This is a genomic window from Flavobacterium lacustre (assembly GCF_027474525.2).
Lineage (GTDB): Bacteria > Bacteroidota > Bacteroidia > Flavobacteriales > Flavobacteriaceae > Flavobacterium > Flavobacterium lacustre.
This window is the reverse complement of the sequence record NZ_CP114882.2, coordinates 1,087,490-1,106,124: the sequence shown is the minus strand read 5'-3', so window position 1 is coordinate 1,106,124 and position 18,635 is coordinate 1,087,490. Positions and strand designations below refer to the sequence as shown.

At 33.8% G+C, this 18,635-nt stretch carries 18 protein-coding genes; 7 read left to right on the top strand and 11 right to left on the bottom strand.

Annotated features, from left to right (window positions below; translation table 11 throughout):
- Positions 1-13: 13 nt before the first annotated feature.
- Positions 14-1,201: a phosphoglycerate kinase gene (locus O6P34_RS04955; RefSeq protein WP_269686219.1), complete on the bottom strand. Its 1,188-nt coding sequence runs from the start codon at positions 1,199-1,201 to the stop codon at positions 14-16.
- Between the two features lie 268 nt (positions 1,202-1,469).
- Here O6P34_RS04955 and O6P34_RS04950 point away from each other — a divergent pair, with 268 nt between their 5' ends.
- The 4 genes from O6P34_RS04950 (at position 1,470) to recA (ending at position 4,785) form a co-directional block, all read left to right on the top strand.
- Positions 1,470-2,618 (top strand): DNA polymerase III subunit, encoded by a 1,149-nt coding sequence (locus O6P34_RS04950; protein WP_269686218.1) that lies wholly within the window; start codon positions 1,470-1,472, stop codon positions 2,616-2,618.
- Between the two features lie 4 nt (positions 2,619-2,622).
- Entirely contained in the window at positions 2,623-3,006 is a 384-nt protein-coding gene (locus tag O6P34_RS04945; protein WP_269686217.1) for a DoxX family membrane protein, read from the top strand.
- A gap of 39 nt (positions 3,007-3,045) precedes the next feature.
- Positions 3,046-3,561, top strand: a complete 516-nt coding sequence (locus O6P34_RS04940) for an acyl-CoA thioesterase (RefSeq protein ID WP_269686216.1) — start codon at positions 3,046-3,048, stop codon at positions 3,559-3,561.
- Between the two features lie 216 nt (positions 3,562-3,777).
- Positions 3,778-4,785 carry a recombinase RecA gene (gene recA / locus O6P34_RS04935; protein ID WP_269686730.1) on the top strand — a complete coding sequence of 336 codons (1,008 nt, stop codon included), beginning with the start codon at positions 3,778-3,780 and terminating at the stop codon, positions 4,783-4,785.
- A 105-nt stretch (positions 4,786-4,890) separates the two neighbouring features.
- On the opposite strand, the gene O6P34_RS04930 is transcribed toward recA, so the two are convergent.
- Positions 4,891-5,637 (bottom strand): lysophospholipid acyltransferase family protein, encoded by a 747-nt coding sequence (locus tag O6P34_RS04930; protein ID WP_269686215.1) that lies wholly within the window; start codon positions 5,635-5,637, stop codon positions 4,891-4,893.
- Positions 5,638-6,092: 455 nt separating this feature from the next.
- On the opposite strand from O6P34_RS04930, the gene O6P34_RS04925 reads away from it, so the two are divergent.
- The 3 genes from O6P34_RS04925 to O6P34_RS04915 are packed head-to-tail and all read left to right on the top strand — an operon-like array spanning position 6,093 to position 9,488.
- Positions 6,093-7,529 carry a circularly permuted type 2 ATP-grasp protein gene (locus tag O6P34_RS04925; protein WP_269686214.1) on the top strand — a complete coding sequence of 479 codons (1,437 nt, stop codon included), beginning with the start codon at positions 6,093-6,095 and terminating at the stop codon, positions 7,527-7,529.
- 51 nt (positions 7,530-7,580) lie between these two features.
- Complete coding sequence (locus O6P34_RS04920) at positions 7,581-8,534, top strand: alpha-E domain-containing protein (RefSeq protein WP_269686213.1); 954 nt, start codon at positions 7,581-7,583, stop codon at positions 8,532-8,534.
- Positions 8,535-8,540: 6 nt separating this feature from the next.
- Positions 8,541-9,488: a transglutaminase family protein gene (locus O6P34_RS04915; protein WP_269686212.1), complete on the top strand. Its 948-nt coding sequence runs from the start codon at positions 8,541-8,543 to the stop codon at positions 9,486-9,488.
- 64 nt (positions 9,489-9,552) lie between these two features.
- Here O6P34_RS04915 and O6P34_RS04910 read toward each other — a convergent pair whose 3' ends face one another.
- From O6P34_RS04910 to O6P34_RS04870, 9 genes are all read right to left on the bottom strand, one after another.
- Complete coding sequence (locus O6P34_RS04910; RefSeq protein ID WP_269686211.1) at positions 9,553-10,872, bottom strand: murein hydrolase activator EnvC family protein; 1,320 nt, start codon at positions 10,870-10,872, stop codon at positions 9,553-9,555.
- 23 nt (positions 10,873-10,895) lie between these two features.
- A complete protein-coding gene (lolB1, locus tag O6P34_RS04905) occupies positions 10,896-11,666 on the bottom strand; it encodes a lipoprotein insertase outer membrane protein LolB1 (RefSeq protein WP_269686210.1) in 771 nt (256 codons plus the stop codon).
- A 7-nt stretch (positions 11,667-11,673) separates the two neighbouring features.
- The gene (locus O6P34_RS04900) at positions 11,674-13,020 is read right to left on the bottom strand and encodes a tetratricopeptide repeat protein (RefSeq protein ID WP_269686209.1); all 1,347 of its coding nucleotides are present in this window, start codon (positions 13,018-13,020) and stop codon (positions 11,674-11,676) included.
- A 4-nt stretch (positions 13,021-13,024) separates the two neighbouring features.
- Positions 13,025-14,035 (bottom strand): sugar phosphate nucleotidyltransferase, encoded by a 1,011-nt coding sequence (locus O6P34_RS04895; protein WP_269686208.1) that lies wholly within the window; start codon positions 14,033-14,035, stop codon positions 13,025-13,027.
- Between the two features lie 87 nt (positions 14,036-14,122).
- Positions 14,123-14,557 carry a dUTP diphosphatase gene (gene dut / locus O6P34_RS04890; RefSeq protein ID WP_269686207.1) on the bottom strand — a complete coding sequence of 145 codons (435 nt, stop codon included), beginning with the start codon at positions 14,555-14,557 and terminating at the stop codon, positions 14,123-14,125.
- Positions 14,558-14,731: 174 nt separating this feature from the next.
- Entirely contained in the window at positions 14,732-16,198 is a 1,467-nt protein-coding gene (locus O6P34_RS04885) for a lipopolysaccharide biosynthesis protein (protein WP_269686206.1), read from the bottom strand.
- A 104-nt stretch (positions 16,199-16,302) separates the two neighbouring features.
- Complete coding sequence (locus O6P34_RS04880) at positions 16,303-16,707, bottom strand: GNAT family N-acetyltransferase (protein ID WP_269686729.1); 405 nt, start codon at positions 16,705-16,707, stop codon at positions 16,303-16,305.
- A 128-nt stretch (positions 16,708-16,835) separates the two neighbouring features.
- Complete coding sequence (locus tag O6P34_RS04875) at positions 16,836-17,288, bottom strand: DUF547 domain-containing protein (protein WP_269686205.1); 453 nt, start codon at positions 17,286-17,288, stop codon at positions 16,836-16,838.
- Positions 17,289-17,464: 176 nt separating this feature from the next.
- Positions 17,465-18,529: an AraC family transcriptional regulator gene (locus O6P34_RS04870; protein WP_269686204.1), complete on the bottom strand. Its 1,065-nt coding sequence runs from the start codon at positions 18,527-18,529 to the stop codon at positions 17,465-17,467.
- Between the last annotated feature and the right edge of the window lie 106 nt (positions 18,530-18,635).

The window sequence follows — 18,635 nt, the reverse complement described above, 5'->3', positions numbered from 1 at the left end:
AATCAAATTTAAATTAGTCTAAAATTGCAGCGATTCCAGGTAAAATTCTACCTTCAAGCATTTCTAACATTGCTCCTCCTCCAGTTGAAACGTAGCTTACTTTATCTTCAAAACCAAATTGTTTTACAGCTGCAACAGAATCTCCACCACCCACAAGTGAGAAAGCACCGTTTGCAGTTGCTTCTGCAATAAAGTTCCCTAATTGTATTGTTCCGTTTGCGAAACTTTCCATTTCAAAAACACCTAATGGTCCGTTCCATAGAATTGTTTTTGATTCTAAAATTACTTTTTTGAAGTTTTCCAATGATTTTGGTCCTGCATCTAATCCTTCCCAACCGTCAGGAATTTCTCTTACATCAACAATTTGTGTGTTTGCAGTATTCGAAAAATCATCAGCGGCAACAACATCAACCGGAATGTGAATTTGAACTCCTTTTTCTTTAGCCAATCTCAAGATTTCCAAAGCCAATTCTTGTTTGTCATCTTCACAAATTGAATTTCCTACTTTTCCACCCAAAGCTTTCACGAAAGTAAAAGTCATTCCACCACCAATAATCATGTGGTCTACTTTATCCAAAATATTTTCGATAACTGTAATTTTCGAAGAAACTTTTGAACCTCCAAGAACTGCTGTTACTGGTTTTTCGCTGTTTTTCAATACTTTGTTTAAACTTTCTATTTCTTTTGCTAACAATAAACCAAAACATTTTTCATTTGGAAAAAATTGCGCAATAATTGTAGTTGAAGCGTGTGCTCTGTGTGCGGTCCCAAAAGCATCGTTTACATAAATATCTCCAAGAGAGGCTAATTCTTTTGCAAAAGCAACATCACCAGCTTCTTCTTCTTTGTAAAAACGTAAATTTTCTAATAATAAAACTTCTCCGGCTTTTAAATTATCGGAAGCCGTTTTAGCTACTTCACCAATACAATTTGAAGCAAACTGAACTGGAACTCCAAGAATTTCTGAAGCTGTTTTCAAAATATGTTTCAATGAATATTTATCTTCTGCTCCTTTTGGTCTGCCTAAGTGTGACATCAAAATTACGCTTCCGCCATCAGCAAGAATTTTATCAATAGTTGGTTTTGCTGCTTCGATACGAGTAGCATCCGTTACATTAAAATTTTCGTCTAGAGGCACGTTGAAATCAACGCGGATTATGGCTTTTTTAGCAGCAAAATCAAAATCGTTTATAGTCTTCATTATATCTGTTTTTTAGTTTATTTTGAAAGAATAACAAATATAATACTTTTAAATTACTAATAAATCCGAAAATAATAGAAAAATATAGCTTTTATCAACGAAATCGTTGTAATTTAATAATTAAATAGGCTTTATGATATTTTAAAAACTAAAATGTCAGCTTAACTCTAAAAATTAAATGTTTTTAATCCCTCCTTAGAAACACCACTTTGCTAAAACTTTGCATCCGAAAATTTTTGACTATACCATTTTCTTCTATCTTTGCTTTATGCAATTTTCAGAAATATTAGGGCAGGAATACATCAAAAGTCATTTGACAAAAAGTGCTGATTTAGGCAGAATTCCGCATGCTCAACTGTTTGTAGGGCCCGAAGGCAGCGGGACTTTGGCGATGGCAATTGCTTATTCCCAATATATTTTATGCAACAATAAAAATGGTGAAAATTGTGGCGAAAACGAATCTTGCAATATCAAATTCGAAAAAATTTCGCATCCCGATTTGCATTTTGTTTACCCGACAGTAAGCACAGATGAAGTCAAAAAAAATCCAAAAAGTATTGATTTCATTGCAGATTGGAGGCAATTCATCATCGAAAATCCGTATGGAAGTTTGTTTGATTGGTATGCTGTTTTAGGTGTTCAAAATAAACAAGGCGAAATCAGGGTTGATGATGCTCAGGAAATTTTAAAGTCTTTATCCTTAAAATCTTATGAAGGCGGTTATAAAATTATGATTGTCTGGATGGCCGATAAATTAAACATTGCAGCTTCTAATAAACTGCTGAAATTATTGGAAGAACCACCCGAAAAAACGGTGTTTATTTTAATTTCTGAAAACGAAGAGGATATTATACAAACGATTCGCTCCCGATGTCAGGTATTAAATTTCAATGGATTAAGCGAAAAAGCAATTGCCGAAGCATTAGTTTTTCACTATCAAACAGACCAAAAAACGGCTTATAAAATCGCTCATCAAGCACAAGGCAATTACAACAAAGCATTGCATTTGCTGGAAGAAGATGGCGAGGAATTTCCTTTTGAACAATGGTTCGTAACTTGGGTCAGAGCCGCATTTAAAGCCAAAGGTAACGCAGCTGCAATTCAGGATTTGATTCTTTGGAGTGAACAAATTGCAGGTTTAGGACGAGAAACGCAGAAAAAATTCCTGCAATTTTGTATCGAAATGTTCCGACAAGCTTTGTTGCTTAATTATGAAACCAGAGATTTAGTATATCTGGAACCAAAAGTCGAAAAATTCAAACTGGAAAACTTTGCTCCTTTTGTAAACGGAAATAATATAAATGATATTTTCAAAGAACTTTCGGATGCGATGTACCACATTGAAAGAAACGGAAATGCAAAAATAGTTTTAACCGATTTATCCATTAAACTCACACGTCTAATCCATAAAAAATAAAAATATGAATAACGTAGCTTCTATTTTAATCCTAGTTTTTTTAGCTATTACTTTTCTGCAATCCGGTTATGACAAATTATTCTATTGGAAAGATAATGTAGCATGGCTGAAAGAACATTTTGCAAAAACCCAATTAAAAAACCACGTGCCTTTGGCCTTACTTAATGTTTTAATTTTAGAATTAATTTCAGGTATTTTGTGCGTGGTAGGCGCAATAGAATTAGTCGTAAACAGCGGAAGATTATTTGGTTTTTACGGAGCAATTTTTTCCAGCATAACCTTATTGATGTTGCTTTTTGGACAACGCCTGGCCAAAGATTATGATGGCGCCAGAACTATTGTCATCTATTTTATTCCTGCTGTAATAGCGGTGTATTGGTTGAATTAAACCATTTTAAATTTAAAAAAGTAATTTACATCCTAAAAAATGACTCCAAAACATCCTTCAGAATCCTTAACCATTTTAACCGATTTGGTTCTACCGAGCGAAACCAATCCTTTAAACAATCTTTTTGGCGGCGAATTATTAGCCCGTATGGATCGTGCAGCAAGTATCGCTGCCAGAAGACATTCGCGAAGAATTACGGTTACAGCATCTGTCAACCACGTAGCCTTTAACAGAGCCATTCCGCTAGGCAGTGTTGTTACTGTCGAAGCCAAAGTTTCCAGAGCTTTCAAAAGTTCAATGGAAATATTTATAGATGTTTGGACAGAAGACCGAGAATCTGGAAATCGTACCAAAGCCAACGAAGCCATTTATACCTTTGTAGCCGTTGATGACACCGGAAGACCTGTAGAAGTCGCGCCGATAATGCCCGAAACCGAACTGGAAAAACACCGTTTTGATGATGCATTACGACGAAAACAACTGAGCTTGCTTCTTGCTGGGAAAATTAAACCTAGTGAAGCCACCGAATTGAGAGCATTATTTGTAGAAAAATAGATCACAGCTTCGGATTTAAAATCAAGAAGAAATAAATGGTTTCGATTTAAATATTTTCAAAAAAAATTTGGTTGTGAAACAGGCTTTGCAACTTCAAAAAAAAGAAGTATTTTTACGAAATATACGTTTATACAAACCGGAAACAAGGCAAATATAATTTGTTCTGAACGTTTCCAAAACCATAAGGAAAACAAACAAAAATAGATGAAAGAAAAGATGAGTTCAGAGAAAGAAGCCAAATTAAAAGCGCTACAACTTACGCTTGACAAACTTGATAAAACCTACGGAAAAGGTACGGTGATGAAAATGGGCGATAAAGCTATCGAGGAAGTAGAAACTATTTCTTCTGGATCTTTAGGAATCGATTTAGCCTTAGGAGTTGGCGGATATCCAAAAGGAAGAATTATAGAAATTTACGGTCCAGAATCGTCAGGAAAAACTACTTTGACACTTCATGCTATCGCCGAAGCTCAAAAAGCGGGTGGAATTGCTGCTTTTATTGATGCGGAACACGCTTTTGATAGAAACTATGCGGAAAAATTAGGTGTTGATATCGAAAATCTAATCATTTCCCAACCGGATAATGGAGAACAAGCATTAGAAATTGCCGAAAACTTAATTCGTTCCGGCGCCATTGACATTGTAGTAATTGACTCCGTTGCGGCTTTGACTCCAAAAAGTGAAATTGAAGGTGAAATGGGAGATTCAAAAATGGGTCTTCATGCTCGTTTGATGTCACAAGCGTTAAGAAAATTAACAGGAACCATCAGCAAAACTCATTGTACGGTTTTCTTTATCAACCAATTGAGAGAGAAAATTGGAGTAATGTTTGGAAATCCGGAAACAACAACGGGTGGAAATGCATTAAAATTTTATGCTTCAGTTCGTTTAGATATTCGTCGTTCTACTCAAATTAAAGATGGTGATAACGTACTTGGAAACAGAACCAAAGTAAAAGTGGTGAAAAACAAAGTGGCACCACCTTTTAAAGTAGCTGAATTTGATATCATGTATGGAGAAGGAATTTCAAAAACCGGAGAGATTTTAGATCTTGCCGTAGAATTTGAAGTCATCAAAAAAGCTGGTTCTTGGTTTAGTTATGGTGAAACCAAATTAGGACAAGGACGTGATGCGGTAAAATCTTTAATAAAAGATAATCCGGAATTAGCGGATGAGTTGGAAGCTAAAATTAAAGCGCACATCAAAGAATTGGCAAACGCCTAAATAATAGTTTTAATATACTAAAAAAGAGTTCGCCAAGGTGAACTCTTTTTTTATTTAGAAAATCATATGAATTGCAAATAACGAAATAACAAGAATAAAAACCTTTTACTTTTTATTTTCAAATGCTTGTAATTGTGTGTAAATTATTTCACGAACTCCTTCTCGAATTTCTTTTCGATTATCGCCTGTTTTACCTGAAGTATCAACAAGAGCATGGATTTTTACCCGCATAATTCCTGGGCTTCCGCTGAAAAAAGTATAAGAAAATCTTTTTTTATTATCGGCAAAAGTTATGGGAACTATAGGAATTTGATGTTCTATCGCTAAGCGGAAAGCACCATCTTTAAACGTATCCAATACTATCGATTCATCATTAGGAACACCACCTTCGGGGAAAATACAAACACTTAATCCGCGGTTTAATCTTTTTTGGGCGCTATCAAAAACATCTCTTTTACTTTTAGAACAATTTCTATCGACCAGAATACAGGTTCTTTTGTAGAAAAATCCAAACAACGGAATTTTTGATAATTCTTTTTTTCCAACAAAAACAAACGGTTTGTTTATCACGGCAAGCATCAGCATGATATCGGCCATCGAAGTATGATTAGCAACTATCATATAACTTTTATCTGGATCTAAAGCTTCTTCCTTGTCTATTTTATAATAGAATCCCATTCCGAAAAGAATGAATTTTGACCAAATCCTGGCCATTTTAAAAAAATAGGGATAACCGCTCTCTGTAACTATTGAGGCGACTAAAAAAGGAAACATAACAAGAATAGGAATGGCCATTAAAACATAAAACCAAACCCGCCAAAGTATCCAAAAAACTATTTTTATTCCTCTCATGATATCAAAAGTAAGAAATCACGAATGATTTTTGACAAAAGAATTCAAATGTCTGTTGAAATAAGTATTTAAAAGATTAATTTTTCAATAGACAGCCTTCTTTTAGTAGTAAATAAAAACTGTAGCTTTTCCGATTTTTAAATTTACTTTAAATTAACAATTACCCCCATTAAAAAACATACCTAACAATAATATATTTATACTTTAACAAAACAAACCCCTATTATATCAGGGATTAGCACTAAATTGTATGTTTTTCAAATGTGAAATTTAAAAAAAGGATAATATAAAATAAAAGAATTGTCAAAAAAGAATTATCAAAAAAAGAATTTGACATAAATTAACAAATAATCATTAAAATACCATTTTTTAAGAAAATAAAATGATATTTTAGCTAAAAAAGTTAATGTTTTAGACAAAAACATTCAAAAGTTTAATTTTTTAATAATGAAAAAATGATGAAGTTGACACCTAAATTAAACCTTAATGGTTGGGATGAAATGTTTTCAAATGAAGGAGTTCGAGATTCCTACCGTGAGGTATTAGAAAAATTACAAAACTCAGATTATGAATACCTGAGCGATAAACAAAAACAAGCAGCCGATTTTTTTATGAATCAAGGAATTACATTTACTGTTTACAGTGATGATAATCAAGGAATTGAACGTATTTTTCCATTTGATATTATTCCAAGAATTATTACCAAAAACGAATGGAGCGAAATTGAATCTGGAATTAAACAAAGACTGGAAGCGCTGAATTTATTTTTGGAAGACATTTATAACGATCAAAATATTATAAAAGACGGAATAATTCCGGCTTCCTTAATTGCGTCTTGTCCGCATTATATTCAAGAAGTTCAAGGCATTAAGTTGCCACATAATATTCATGTTCATATCGCAGGAATTGATTTAATTCGTGGTGCAAAAGGAGAATTTTATGTACTGGAAGATAATCTCAGATGTCCAAGCGGCGTAAGTTACATGCTGGAAAACCGAGAGATTACCAAACGTATTTTTCCAGGCATTCTTTCTTCTAACAATGTTGGGATGGTGAGCAATTACCCCATGATTTTCCATAATATTTTGGTTTCATTATCGCCAAGAAACATCTCAAACCCTAATGTGGTTTTACTAACTCCAGGTATTTATAATTCTGCTTATTATGAACACACTTTCCTCGCCAGACAAATGGGAATTCCATTAGTTGAAGGAAGAGATTTAGTTGTAAACAACAACAAAGTCTACATGAAAACTACTTCGGGACTTCATCAGGTTGATGTAATTTACCGAAGATTAGACGATGAATATCTTGACCCTTTGGTATTTAAACCAGACAGTACCTTAGGAATTCCGGGCCTTATAAGTGCCTACCGAGAAGGAAATGTAGCTTTAGTAAATGCAGTAGGAAACGGTGTGGCCGATGATAAAGCGGTATATGCTTACGTACCTGACATGATAAAATATTACCTGAATCAAGAACCTATTCTTAAAAATGTTCCGACATATCAAATGGAAAATTTAGAGGAACGCGAACTTGTATTTGCAGACATGGGCAACATGGTTATCAAAGAAACCAATCAAAGTGGCGGATACGGAATGATTATGGGTAATAAAGCAACCGATGAAGAATTAGAAAATGCAAAAATTGCCATTTGTAATAACCCTAGAAATTTTATTGCACAACCCATAATTCAACTCAGTACAGTTCCGTGTTTAATAGACGGTGAATTAAAACTACGTCATGTCGATTTAAGACCCTATGCATTATGTGGTCCAAAAGGAGTAGAAATAGTACCCGGAGGACTAACCAGAGTCGCACTTACCGAAGGATCTCTAGTAGTAAATTCATCACAAGGCGGCGGCAGTAAAGACACTTGGATTATACAATAACTTAAACAATGAAAAAAATCTTTTTCACTATTTAAAAAAACGATACGAAAAATGAAAGTAAATATGCTTAGTCGAGTAGCAGATGGAATGTTCTGGTTAGACCGATACATGGAAAGAACAGACGGAATGATGCTAACTTTAAATACCTTTTATATCCTCTCTTTTGATAAAGAAATTGACGATAACCAAGGATTCAAACCATTATTAGAATATTATACAGACCTGCCTAAAGAAAAAATAAAGGAAGTACAACACGATACCGCATTTATCCTTAAATATATCATCTGCGACAGTCAAAACAATAACTCCGTAAAAAACTTGGTCAATAAAGCCAGAGAAAATGCCAGAGGATCACAAGATAAAATTACCAAAGAACTTTGGGAACACATCAACTCATTATACCATTATATTAACTCCCCTGAATTACCCAAAAAACTGGAAACATCAGGTGCTTTGAAGATTGTTACTAAACTCAATAAAGAGTTTTTGCTTTACAATGGTATTCTGCAAGTAACAATGCCGAGGGGTTCCGGCTGGTGTTTTTCCGGAATTGGAAAACATATCGAAAGATGTTTGCAGACCATTTCTTTGACTCAAACCTACTTTGCCCCTATTGGCTACAACCTTGAGGGCGATGAAGACTTATTGTATTGGAGACGATTATTATTGTCGCTTTCTGGTTATGAAATGTATCTAAAAAGCTATAGCAATATTCCGCACAATCGCAAAGTGGTTCAACAAGTAATTTTCAATAAAGACTTCGCTCATTCTGTAATTTATACTTTAGAGTTAATCAGCACTCATTTAAATTATTTGTTCAAAGACAATACTTTAAACGAAGCCAGAACACTGAGTAACCAATTTGGAAGACTTAAAAGTTATGTTGAATATACGGACTATCACAACCTGAGTAATCAGCAATTAGAAGAAGTTCTAAACCACACGAAAGAGCAATTAAATCAATTTTCGACCGATTTTTCTAAATTATTTTTCTCTTATACCTAACTATAAATGGCACTTTTTAACATCATTCATATTACAAAATACCAATACAATTGGCCCATAAAAGAAAGCATAAACGAGATTCGTTTATTTCCGCACAACTTTGAAAATCAAGATGTATTACAGCACCAACTTTTAATAAATAATGATCCTGAAATTGAAATTTCTAAAGATTATTATGGGAATTGCGTTGGGAATTTTAATACCATTGAAGCACATACCGAAATGACTATAGAGTCCAGGATGATTGTACGTGTAAATCATTCGTTAAAGATTCCCGAAATCGAATCAACCACTGTTGCTGATTTAGCCCATGAAAAACAAAATAGCGTCATGCTTTTAAGACTGTGCTATCCGGAAGTAATCAAAAAAGAAAATGAAATCTATGCAATTCTAAATGAAATTGATTACACCAACAAATCAATTATTGAGATTGCACAACAATGCAATACATACATTTTCAACAATTTTACATACTCGAAAGGAATAACAAATATAGAAACAACTATTGATGAAATTTTGGAAATTAGAAAAGGAGTCTGCCAAGATTTTGCACACGTTTTATTACAACTCCTTCGTACAGCCGGAATTCCTTCCCGATACGTAAGTGGCTATATTTGTCCAAACGAAGGCGGTCTAAGAGGCGAAGGCGCCACACATGCATGGGTTGAAATTTATTCGCCAAATCAAGGCTGGTTAGGACTCGATCCTACCAACAATATTTGGACTATGGACAACCATGTAAAACTTTCGGTAGGAAGAAATTTCTATGACTGCACACTGGTAAAAGGGACTTTTAAGGGACTCTCAAAACAAACGCTTTCCGTATCGGTTTCCATTGGATACGAAGACGGCAGAAAATTTGAAGAAATAAACAACGTACAATTAGAAAAAGTTTCTGAAGCCGTTCAAGAACAGCTCGATTACATCGAACAACAGCAGCAACAGCAACAATAAATAATAACAAAAGAGCCCTGTTTAAATAAACTGGGCTCTTCTTTTTTATATAAAAAACAATCTACTACATCGACAACCAACTGGCTGGATTATTATAAGTTGTGTTTTGAAGAATTAAAAATTTGATTACCGTTTTACCCGTTTCTCCACTGGTTCTCACTCTACCAATATTTTGTTTTCGGCTTACTTTATCTCCTTTACTCACACTCACCGAGCTCAAATTTTGATATACAGTGAAGAAATCCCCGTGCTGAATCATAACTGCTTTATTAACCGGCGACAATACAATCACACTCGAAACTACACCATCAAATACTGCTCTGGCATTAGCACCTTGATCTGTTGTGATTTCTACACCACTATTATGAATCATTAAGGATTTGTAAACCGGATGCGCTTGATCGCCATACCCCAAAGAGATAAAACCTCTTTCTACAGGAAAAGGCAGTCTTCCTCTGTTTGCTTTAAAATTATCCGCTATAATCTTAGCTTCTGGAGTTAACTCTATTTTAGTGGACGACACTGAGGCAGAAGCAGCTTCACGCTCCATTTTTTTAGACTCTTCTTTTATTTCTGCTTTTGTAAGTGTCTTAGAACTAGCATTAGCAGCGGCCAAAGCTTTTGCTTTTGCTCTTTCTATAGCCGCTTTTCTATTGGCTTCGGCAATGGCTTCCCGAATTAATCGGTCTATTTGTCTGTCTATGGCTTTCGACTCTTTTTGTTTTTTCTTGATGTCAGCCGTAATTTTATTTTTATCTTTTTTGATAGAATTGACCAGCTTTTCCTGCTCTTTCTTTTCTTTCTCTAAAGCTTGTCGTTCTTTTTCATTTTCGGCAATTAATTTTTTCTTAGCGGTTTTTTGAACATCCAGTTTTTCGTTATACTGAACAAGCTCACTAGATTTAGATTTAATTTCTTCTCCTTGCACTTTTCTATAGCTCGTATACTGTTTCATGTATTGCGCTCTTTTGTATGCCTGCAAAAAATTCTCTGAAGACAATAAAAACATCGCTCTGCTTTCCTCGGAACGGCTTTTGTAAGACTTGACAATCATCTTTGCATAATCCTCCTTTAGCAAAGCCAATTCTCTTTTTAGCTTATTGATTTGCATCTGATTTATATACATATCATTACTCAAAAGCTTTGTTTGCCTTTCGGTAGTATTGATTAATTTCTCTTTAAGCTTTATCTTATTGATTTGAATTACAATTACATTAACCGCTGATTTTTCTTTTTTCTTAACGGACTGTAACAACTTTTCATTTTCTCTGATTTCTTGCTGGATTTGAGCTTTTCGTTGTTCTAATTTTTCTTGTTGCGATTCCTGGCTCCACATTAGCGAAGTCATGCATACAAAAATCAGGCTTAGGAGAAATTTTGGCATATTGAAAATATATTTTTGCAAATTTACTTAATTATAATTCTTTTGTACCCATTTGGAACACTATAAGGAAAAGAAAGTTCTTCATTGAAAGTAACCACATTGTAATTCAAATTAATTTCTGTTTTTCCTTTTTTCTGAAAGGTATTTATAGAGACATTCAACGGAACTATTGCCTCGCTAAACACTTTATTATCTGAGTAAGCAACCTGAATCATTCGCTCCTCGGCAGTTTGGGAAATTTCTTGTTTTTGAATTAAAAATCTATCGGCATCTAAAAAGAATGATTTTTTTACATTATCATCAGAAAAATCATCCAATCTATAAGTCTGTTCGTCAAATGATTCGCTGTATTTTCCTTTGCTAAAATCATCAAATGCCTCACCCAATAACATATTCTGAATCTTTGCAAAATCCAAATCGGTTCCCAACCATTGGCTCAGCCCGCTAAAATTACCTTCAAAATAACTTCCGTTAATCTTCTCGTAATAGTTTACTGCTGTTGGCGTAATCAACGCTTTGGCCATCGTAATTCCCAAAAACCGAATACTAATCAGGATTTGTTCGTCTTTCTTTATTTTTATTTCTGCCGTAACATTTTGCGTTTGTTTATCATCCGCATAATGCGCATTGGCTTTAATATATAATGTAGAAAAGTTAGTTTTATTGTTATAATGATTTTCAATTATTTTTTTGGATGACAAATGGGTTGCGTCAGTTGTGGCTGTCACCAAAGCCGATTTCGACTTACAGGAAACCATACCGATGAGCAACAATAAAAGGACAAATTTATTCATATGTGTATTATTTTTCTTTTAATAATTGGTTGGCTTTCGAAAAATACAATTCTTTTTTCTTGAAATCGCCTAATCCGTTATACGCCTCGCCTAGTTGAATATAAAAATTGATTTCTAAACTCCCTTTTTCAACCAAATAATCCAATCCTGTTTCCAGTATATCTTTAGCTTTTTTGAATTGCTGCAATTGATTGTTTCCCAAACCTGAATAGTAATAAAATTGTGGTTGTGAAGGAAAAAGTTCAATCATTTCCATGGCTTTTTTGGCTACTAATTCAAAATTTTTTGTTTCGGTATACGCTTGAAGCAAAAGTAAATTCGTCTCAATATCTTCTGTTATATTCTTCTTCAACGACAGTTCGTAATACTTAACAGCCTTATCTAATTGTTTTTTGTTCTGATAAAACTTGCCTATTTCCTTTGCTACATTTACTTCTTTATCCGTATCAAAATAGCCAATTGCTTTTTCTAAATCAGGCGTGAATTGTGGATTTGAATTCACAAATATCAAAAACTCATTCAATATTCTGTGCTTTATTTTAGCATCAATTTTGTTACTTGCCAAAACTAAATTCATAGCATTTATGGCTTTTGGCGCTTCATTATTGTCTAAATAACTTTTGAACAAACTCACTTGAGCCCACTCGGAAGCAGGAATTTCAGTTTCCAATTTCTTTGTGATTTCTAATACTTTATCCGCTTCATTATTTTGAGAATACAAGAAAATCAAAGCAATATAATTGGATTCCTCCTTCGGGTTTTTGTTGATTTGCGAAATCAGATTTGTAATTTCCTCATTTTGAAATTTGCCACCGGATAAAATCTGAATTTTATACAATTCCCTTTCATCTGATTTTCCAAATTTATCATTCATCTCATTTATAAGCCCGAGCGCTTTATCCAACTGATTCGTCGCCATATAAAGCGAAATCAAATCATCTTTAAAACTTTCGTCAAACGGAATCAATTTTTGAATGACCGTTATGGCTTGACTGTAATTCTTGGTTTGATAACTTACATCATACATTCCCTCCCAAAACCATTTGTTTTTAGGGTCAATTTGTGTAGCGCGTTCAAATGAATTGTAAGCACGCTCAAAGTTCTTTTGGGCCAAATAATTTTTACCCAATTCAAAATAAACAGTCGCATCATTAGGTTGTGACTTCAAACATTTTTCTAAAGCAACAATTGCTTTGTCATAATTTTCGATGCCTTTTTGTAATAATGATTCGTAAAATGAATCTTGAAATTCATCATTAACCAAAGCGATATCCTCAGGTTCCGTTTGTGCCACAAGCGAAACCGGAATGCAGAACATTCCAAAAAGGAGAACAACTAAGGCTTTTTTTTTCATTATTTTATTCTAATACCGAATAATCTCCAATACTGATGCTGGTAAAATTACCGTCAAAACTGGCGTGATTCCCTATCATCGCATTGTCTAAATTCGCGTTTTTGATGTGCGAATGCGTTTGAACCAAACTGTTTTTTATTGAACTATTACTCACATGACATCCTTTCCCTAGAGAAACATTAGGTCCAACAGTTGCGTTAATCAATATAACATCTTCACCAATATAACAAGGCGGAATTATAGTTGAGTTTTCTAATTTCACATCATAATCAACTAAATGTTCTCCGTCAAAGTGTAAAAATCCTAACATTCTTGAATTCGTTTCTACGGTAACATCCTTGTTTCCACAATCCATCCATTCATCTACTTTACCCGGTACAAATTTCATGCCTTTTGCCATCATTTGCTTTATTCCGTCATTAATTTGATATTCCCCACCGTGAATAATATTATTATCCAATACTAATTGAAGTTCGTTTTTCAGAACGGCAACATCTTTAAAATAGTAAATTCCAATAACGGCAAGGTCTGAAACAAATGTTGCCGGTTTTTCAACTAGTTCCACTATTTCATTGGCTTCATTCAAATTGATAACTCCAAAAGCTTCGGGTTTATCAACTTGTTTTACCCAAATGACACTATCAGCAGTTTGATCTAAATCAAACTCGGCACGAATTAAAGTATCGGCATAAGCGATAACTGCTGGTCCGCTCAACGAATCTTTGGCACACATAATGGCGTGACCCGTTCCTAATGCTTCATTTTGATAATAAATAGTTCCTCTTGCTCCTAATTTCTCGGCAATAGCCACTAAATCTTTTTCGACTTGAGCACCAAAACTTTCATGGATAATAAAAGCAATTTCTTCGATGTCTTGTTTTAAAACTCCAGCAATATCTTCGACTAAACGATGTACAATTGGTTTTCCTGCAATTGGAATTAATGGTTTCGGAATAGTTAATGTATGTGGTCTTAATCTGGAACCTCGTCCAGCCATTGGTACTATTATTTTCATATTTTTTATATTGAAAGATTAAAAAACGGAAAGATTAAATGGTTCTCTGTTGAATATTTAATCTTCTCTATTTCTGAATTATTACATTTATTTCACACCTGTGCTTCCAAAACCGCCTTCGCCTCTTGCTGTTTCCGAAAGTTCCTGAACTTCAATCCATTCTGCACGTTCATGTTTGGCGATGATTAATTGTGCGATACGTTCTCCGTTTTCGACAACAAATGCTTCATTGGATAAATTTACTAAAATCACACCAATTTCGCCACGATAATCGGCATCAACTGTTCCGGGTGAATTGAGTACGGTGATTCCTTTTTTGGCAGCCAATCCGCTTCTTGGGCGAACTTGTGCTTCATAACCTATTGGTAATTCTATGAAAAGTCCTGTTTTTACGATGGCTCTTTCCAGAGGTTGCAAGGTCACCGGTTCTGATAGATTAGCTCTCAAGTCCATTCCTGCCGAAGCTATCGTTTCGTAGTTGGGTAATTCGTGTTGCGATTTGTTGATGATGTTGATGGTCATATTCTGGGTTATGGGTGTTAGGTTTTGGGTTTTAGCCGTGATGGAAGTGAAAAGCCTTTTGAAATAAAATTATATTTTTTCCCGGATTAAAAGAGCGACCAAAGGAAGCTCCTTTTTAGGACTTGGAAAAAAATAATTTTATGAAAAAGCTTGTAACGTACAGCGCGATTAGCTTCAACTATTTTTTTTGCTCAAAATTCTATTTAAAGTTTCTTTTTCGTTGTGATATATAAAGTACATAAACCCTATTAATAATGGGATTCCAACGAAATAATTCTCGCGGAATCCGTAAAAAGAAACAGCTGAAAATGCAATAGAAATTCCTAGATAGGCTCCTATTTTTTCCATGTCATATGGTATTGGGTAATATTTGTTTCCCAAAATATACGAAATGAACATCATGCTTCCGTAAGCCGAAATGGTAGCGATTGCAGAACCATAATAACTGTATTTTGGAATTAGAAGATAGTTGAGAACTAAGGTTACTATTGCGCCTACTATTGAAATATAAGCGCCAATTATTGTTTTGTCTGTGAGTTTGTACCAAACAGAAAGGTTGTTATAAATTCCCAAGAAAAAATTAGCCAAAATAATCAACGGAACGACTTTCATCGCTTCCCAATACGATTGATTATCGAGTAATATTAATTTTAAAATATCTGCAAAAACGATTACACCAAGGAGAATTAAAGAGCCTAAGATGACAAAATATTTGGTTATAACGGCGTAGGTTTGTGGTGCATTTTCGTTATTGGAATGGCTAAAAAAGAACGGTTCAATTCCAAGTCGAAACGCTGTAGCGAACAAAACCATAAACAATCCGAGTTTATAACAAGCGGAATAAGCGCCAACTTCGGACTTTGCAATGTTTTCCGGAAGTAAATATCCCAATAGAATTTTATCGAAATGCTCATTGACTGCAAATGCTATTCCCGCAACCAAAATAGGCAACCCGTAACGCATCATTTTTTTCCAGAGAACCGTATCAAAATTGCGTTTCAGGGAAAGATAATTTGGCGAAAGCACTACAAAAGTCAATAAACTTGCCAATAAATTAGAAACAAAAATATATCCTATTTCAAAATTATCTATGTATAAATTCCCCAAGAAAGAATCCGGATTAGATTCGGCAATTTTAGGTAAAAACAGTAAAAAGAAAAGATTTAAGATTAAGTTTACCGCTACATTTCCAATCTTAATGGCTGCATAAACCATCGGTTTTTGATTAGCGCGTAATTTTGAAAATGGTACAATCACCAACGCATCCAAAACCAAAATCCAAATAGAATAAGTGATGTATTGCACATCAACATTTGCCATAGCGGCCAATGTGTTTCGGAAAATTAAAGCTCCAAAAAGGAAGAAAATAGAAGACCAAAAAACAGAAATTGTTGTTGTGGCAATTACATTTTGTTTATCACTTTCGGAATTGTAAAAACGGAAAAAAGCCGTTTCCATTCCGTAAGATAAAATTACATTGAAAAAAACCATCCATGAAAGAAGAATCGAAACTTCCCCATATTCGGCTGTTGGCAATATTCCCGTGTATAATCGTACGAGTAAGAAACTTAACATGCGAGGTAAAACCGTTGCCAGTCCATAAATCGCAGTTTGTTTGAAAAGATTTTTATATAATCCCAAGGTGGTCTTCTTTGTTATTATTTATAAAAACAAAAGTAGCTAATTCTTTGGTTTTTTACTGAATTTGTTGGCTCAATAAAGTGTAAATTAAGTATTTTAGAACATTACGATAATCCGTCTTCGTTTAACATTTTTATAAAATGGAAACCTCTGGGATTGTAGCCTTGATTATAATAAAACCGGTGAGCGGTGAAATTACCCGTAAAAGCATCTAAAACAATCATCGTACATCCGGCTTTTGTCGCTTTATCATTGATGTAATCTGTCATCATTTTTCCAATTCCTTTGGAACGATGTTCAGGATGGACAATAAAATTATCAATTTCTACATATTTTCCGGACCAAAGTTTTACTCCAGACCAAAATCCTGAAATTCCCACACAAATATCGGCTTCAAAAACAGCTACTTGCTTATAATTATGCGGAATCATCTCCTTGAGATAAGATTCGTATTTTTCTAAAGTAAATTTTGGATATAGATATCGGATTACTTCTATTTGAGCAAGCATTTCTTCAACGGTGGTCAATTCTTTAATTTCCAATGTAAATGTGGCTAATGGTTCGATTTTAAAACCATAAAATTAATGAAAAGCCCGTGAATTTCAAGTCTCGATTTACTTAAATTATATGCTAAAAGCTATTGCTTAATTATTGCTTTTTGGGTATTCTTTTTATGATGATAATCCGTTCTATTCAATTGGGGCTCTATGGTATAGTCTAACTTAGTCACCGCCAGCATTTTTATAAAACTGGAATAAAAAGGATTATTTATATAGCAAAAGCCTATTTTATATTTATGCATTCTCAAAATCCCGTATTGAATGTCATCTAACGACAAAAGATATTGTGCAATTTTGATCCTTTTGCGTTTGAACATCGAGATTTTTTGTTTGGGCTCATTCGAAATAATGATAACATACGCGTTAAATAAATTTACCCAAAACATTTTTTTTAATTCATCCGTGTACAATTTTTTATATAAAGTACTACGTCTGATATAATACAATTCTCTCCGTAACGCAGATGTATCTTCACCTGACTGTGCTTTTGAAAGAATAGTTTCTGACAAGGTTATTTGATAATTTTCCATTTAACTTTTACAATTTGGGGGCTTAATAGTACCGTTAAAATGTTTCTTTAATTTTTAAGAAGAATTATTAGATTCCTCATATCAGCAAAAATAGAATTTGAACGAACAGAAAAGTATCCCATTCGGACATTTCAATATCCCATTCGGACATATTTTAAACCAATAAGAAAAAAATTTTATTTATTCCGAATTTCAGAAGGAAGAATACCAAAGCGTTTTTTGAAAGAAACGGTAAACTTACTTGAACTATCGTAGCCAATAGCAGTCGCAATATTTTTGATTTGCATCGAAGAGTTCTGCATGAGTTGCATGGCTAACAACATGTTTTTCTCTTTGTGGTATTGCAATAATGACAATCCAAAAACAGATTTAAAATTCGATTTGAGTTTGGTAGGCGAGAGATTTACCTCGTTTGCTATTTTTTCTATACCAATGAAAGGAGAAGCTAGATTTTGCAATATCGTTTTCTCAGCTTTGGCAATGTTTGGATAATCTTTATTGTTTAACGGTACATATTTTTGTAATCGTTTTTCGTTAAACACGGCAGTAAAAAAATTAGATATTAGATTTACTGTTTGTTCCTTTAAATTTATTATCTCAAAAGGTTGTTGCTGATCTATTTCTAAAATTTTCCAAATCTCTTTAAATATTTCATGAGAATTTGGAACTACATCTAACCAATTCATGAAGCCTATTCCGGATTTCATAAATTGTTGAATACCATTTTCTTTAGGTAATTTTTGAAAACCAGCATTATTTTCGACCCATTGTTTTGTGAAAATAAAGTTACAGAATCTTCCGGTAGTTCCTTTGTAAAAATAAGTAGAAACTTGTGTTTTGGGTTTATAAAAAGTCCAACAAGTACTTTTAACAATTGGTTTATCTGTAAAATCAATATTAGAAGAAAATACATATTCAAAGACAGAAAAAGACAAAACGTAATGATTATTAGCTCCGGTTTCCTGATACAATGCTTTAGCTACAATATTTTCTTTTATATCAATATTTGTTGCCAACAGCCACAACCCTTCTTCAATTTCCCTATACCTGACGACTCCTTCACAAAAAGGATTATTTGAAGTAATTGCCTGTTCTGATGGCTTATGAGTGGATTCTGGAGTGTTTTTTAAACTATTAATCATCGCTCGTGGCGAATCTGAGAAATAAGGTAATTCAAAAAAACCATCACGGTAAAAGAATAGATATTTTTGAATACGTTTATCCCAATTACTTGAAGACATAAGAAAAAAGATATTGATTAGGGGCGGTTTAAAGATAAAATTTAATCCATAATCGAACCCTAAACCGATGTTAAAAAAATAATAAAAATTTTTATTAGATTTTTTT

Excerpts from the sequence above, each read along its gene's own strand:
- O6P34_RS04955 (WP_269686219.1), bottom strand. The coding sequence starts at position 1,201 with ATGAAGACTATAAACGATTTTGATTTTGCTGCTAAAAAAGCCATAATC.
- O6P34_RS04950 (WP_269686218.1), top strand. The coding sequence starts at position 1,470 with ATGCAATTTTCAGAAATATTAGGGCAGGAATACATCAAAAGTCATTTG.
- O6P34_RS04945 (WP_269686217.1), top strand. The coding sequence starts at position 2,623 with ATGAATAACGTAGCTTCTATTTTAATCCTAGTTTTTTTAGCTATTACT.
- O6P34_RS04940 (WP_269686216.1), top strand. The coding sequence starts at position 3,046 with ATGACTCCAAAACATCCTTCAGAATCCTTAACCATTTTAACCGATTTG.
- recA (WP_269686730.1), top strand. The coding sequence starts at position 3,778 with ATGAGTTCAGAGAAAGAAGCCAAATTAAAAGCGCTACAACTTACGCTT.
- O6P34_RS04930 (WP_269686215.1), bottom strand. The coding sequence starts at position 5,637 with ATGAGAGGAATAAAAATAGTTTTTTGGATACTTTGGCGGGTTTGGTTT.
- O6P34_RS04925 (WP_269686214.1), top strand. The coding sequence starts at position 6,093 with ATGATGAAGTTGACACCTAAATTAAACCTTAATGGTTGGGATGAAATG.
- O6P34_RS04920 (WP_269686213.1), top strand. The coding sequence starts at position 7,581 with ATGAAAGTAAATATGCTTAGTCGAGTAGCAGATGGAATGTTCTGGTTA.
- O6P34_RS04915 (WP_269686212.1), top strand. The coding sequence starts at position 8,541 with ATGGCACTTTTTAACATCATTCATATTACAAAATACCAATACAATTGG.
- O6P34_RS04910 (WP_269686211.1), bottom strand. The coding sequence starts at position 10,872 with ATGCCAAAATTTCTCCTAAGCCTGATTTTTGTATGCATGACTTCGCTA.
- lolB1 (WP_269686210.1), bottom strand. The coding sequence starts at position 11,666 with ATGAATAAATTTGTCCTTTTATTGTTGCTCATCGGTATGGTTTCCTGT.
- O6P34_RS04900 (WP_269686209.1), bottom strand. The coding sequence starts at position 13,020 with ATGAAAAAAAAAGCCTTAGTTGTTCTCCTTTTTGGAATGTTCTGCATT.
- O6P34_RS04895 (WP_269686208.1), bottom strand. The coding sequence starts at position 14,035 with ATGAAAATAATAGTACCAATGGCTGGACGAGGTTCCAGATTAAGACCA.
- dut (WP_269686207.1), bottom strand. The coding sequence starts at position 14,557 with ATGACCATCAACATCATCAACAAATCGCAACACGAATTACCCAACTAC.
- O6P34_RS04880 (WP_269686729.1), bottom strand. The coding sequence starts at position 16,707 with ATGCTTGCTCAAATAGAAGTAATCCGATATCTATATCCAAAATTTACT.
- O6P34_RS04875 (WP_269686205.1), bottom strand. The coding sequence starts at position 17,288 with ATGGAAAATTATCAAATAACCTTGTCAGAAACTATTCTTTCAAAAGCA.
- O6P34_RS04870 (WP_269686204.1), bottom strand. The coding sequence starts at position 18,529 with ATGTCTTCAAGTAATTGGGATAAACGTATTCAAAAATATCTATTCTTT.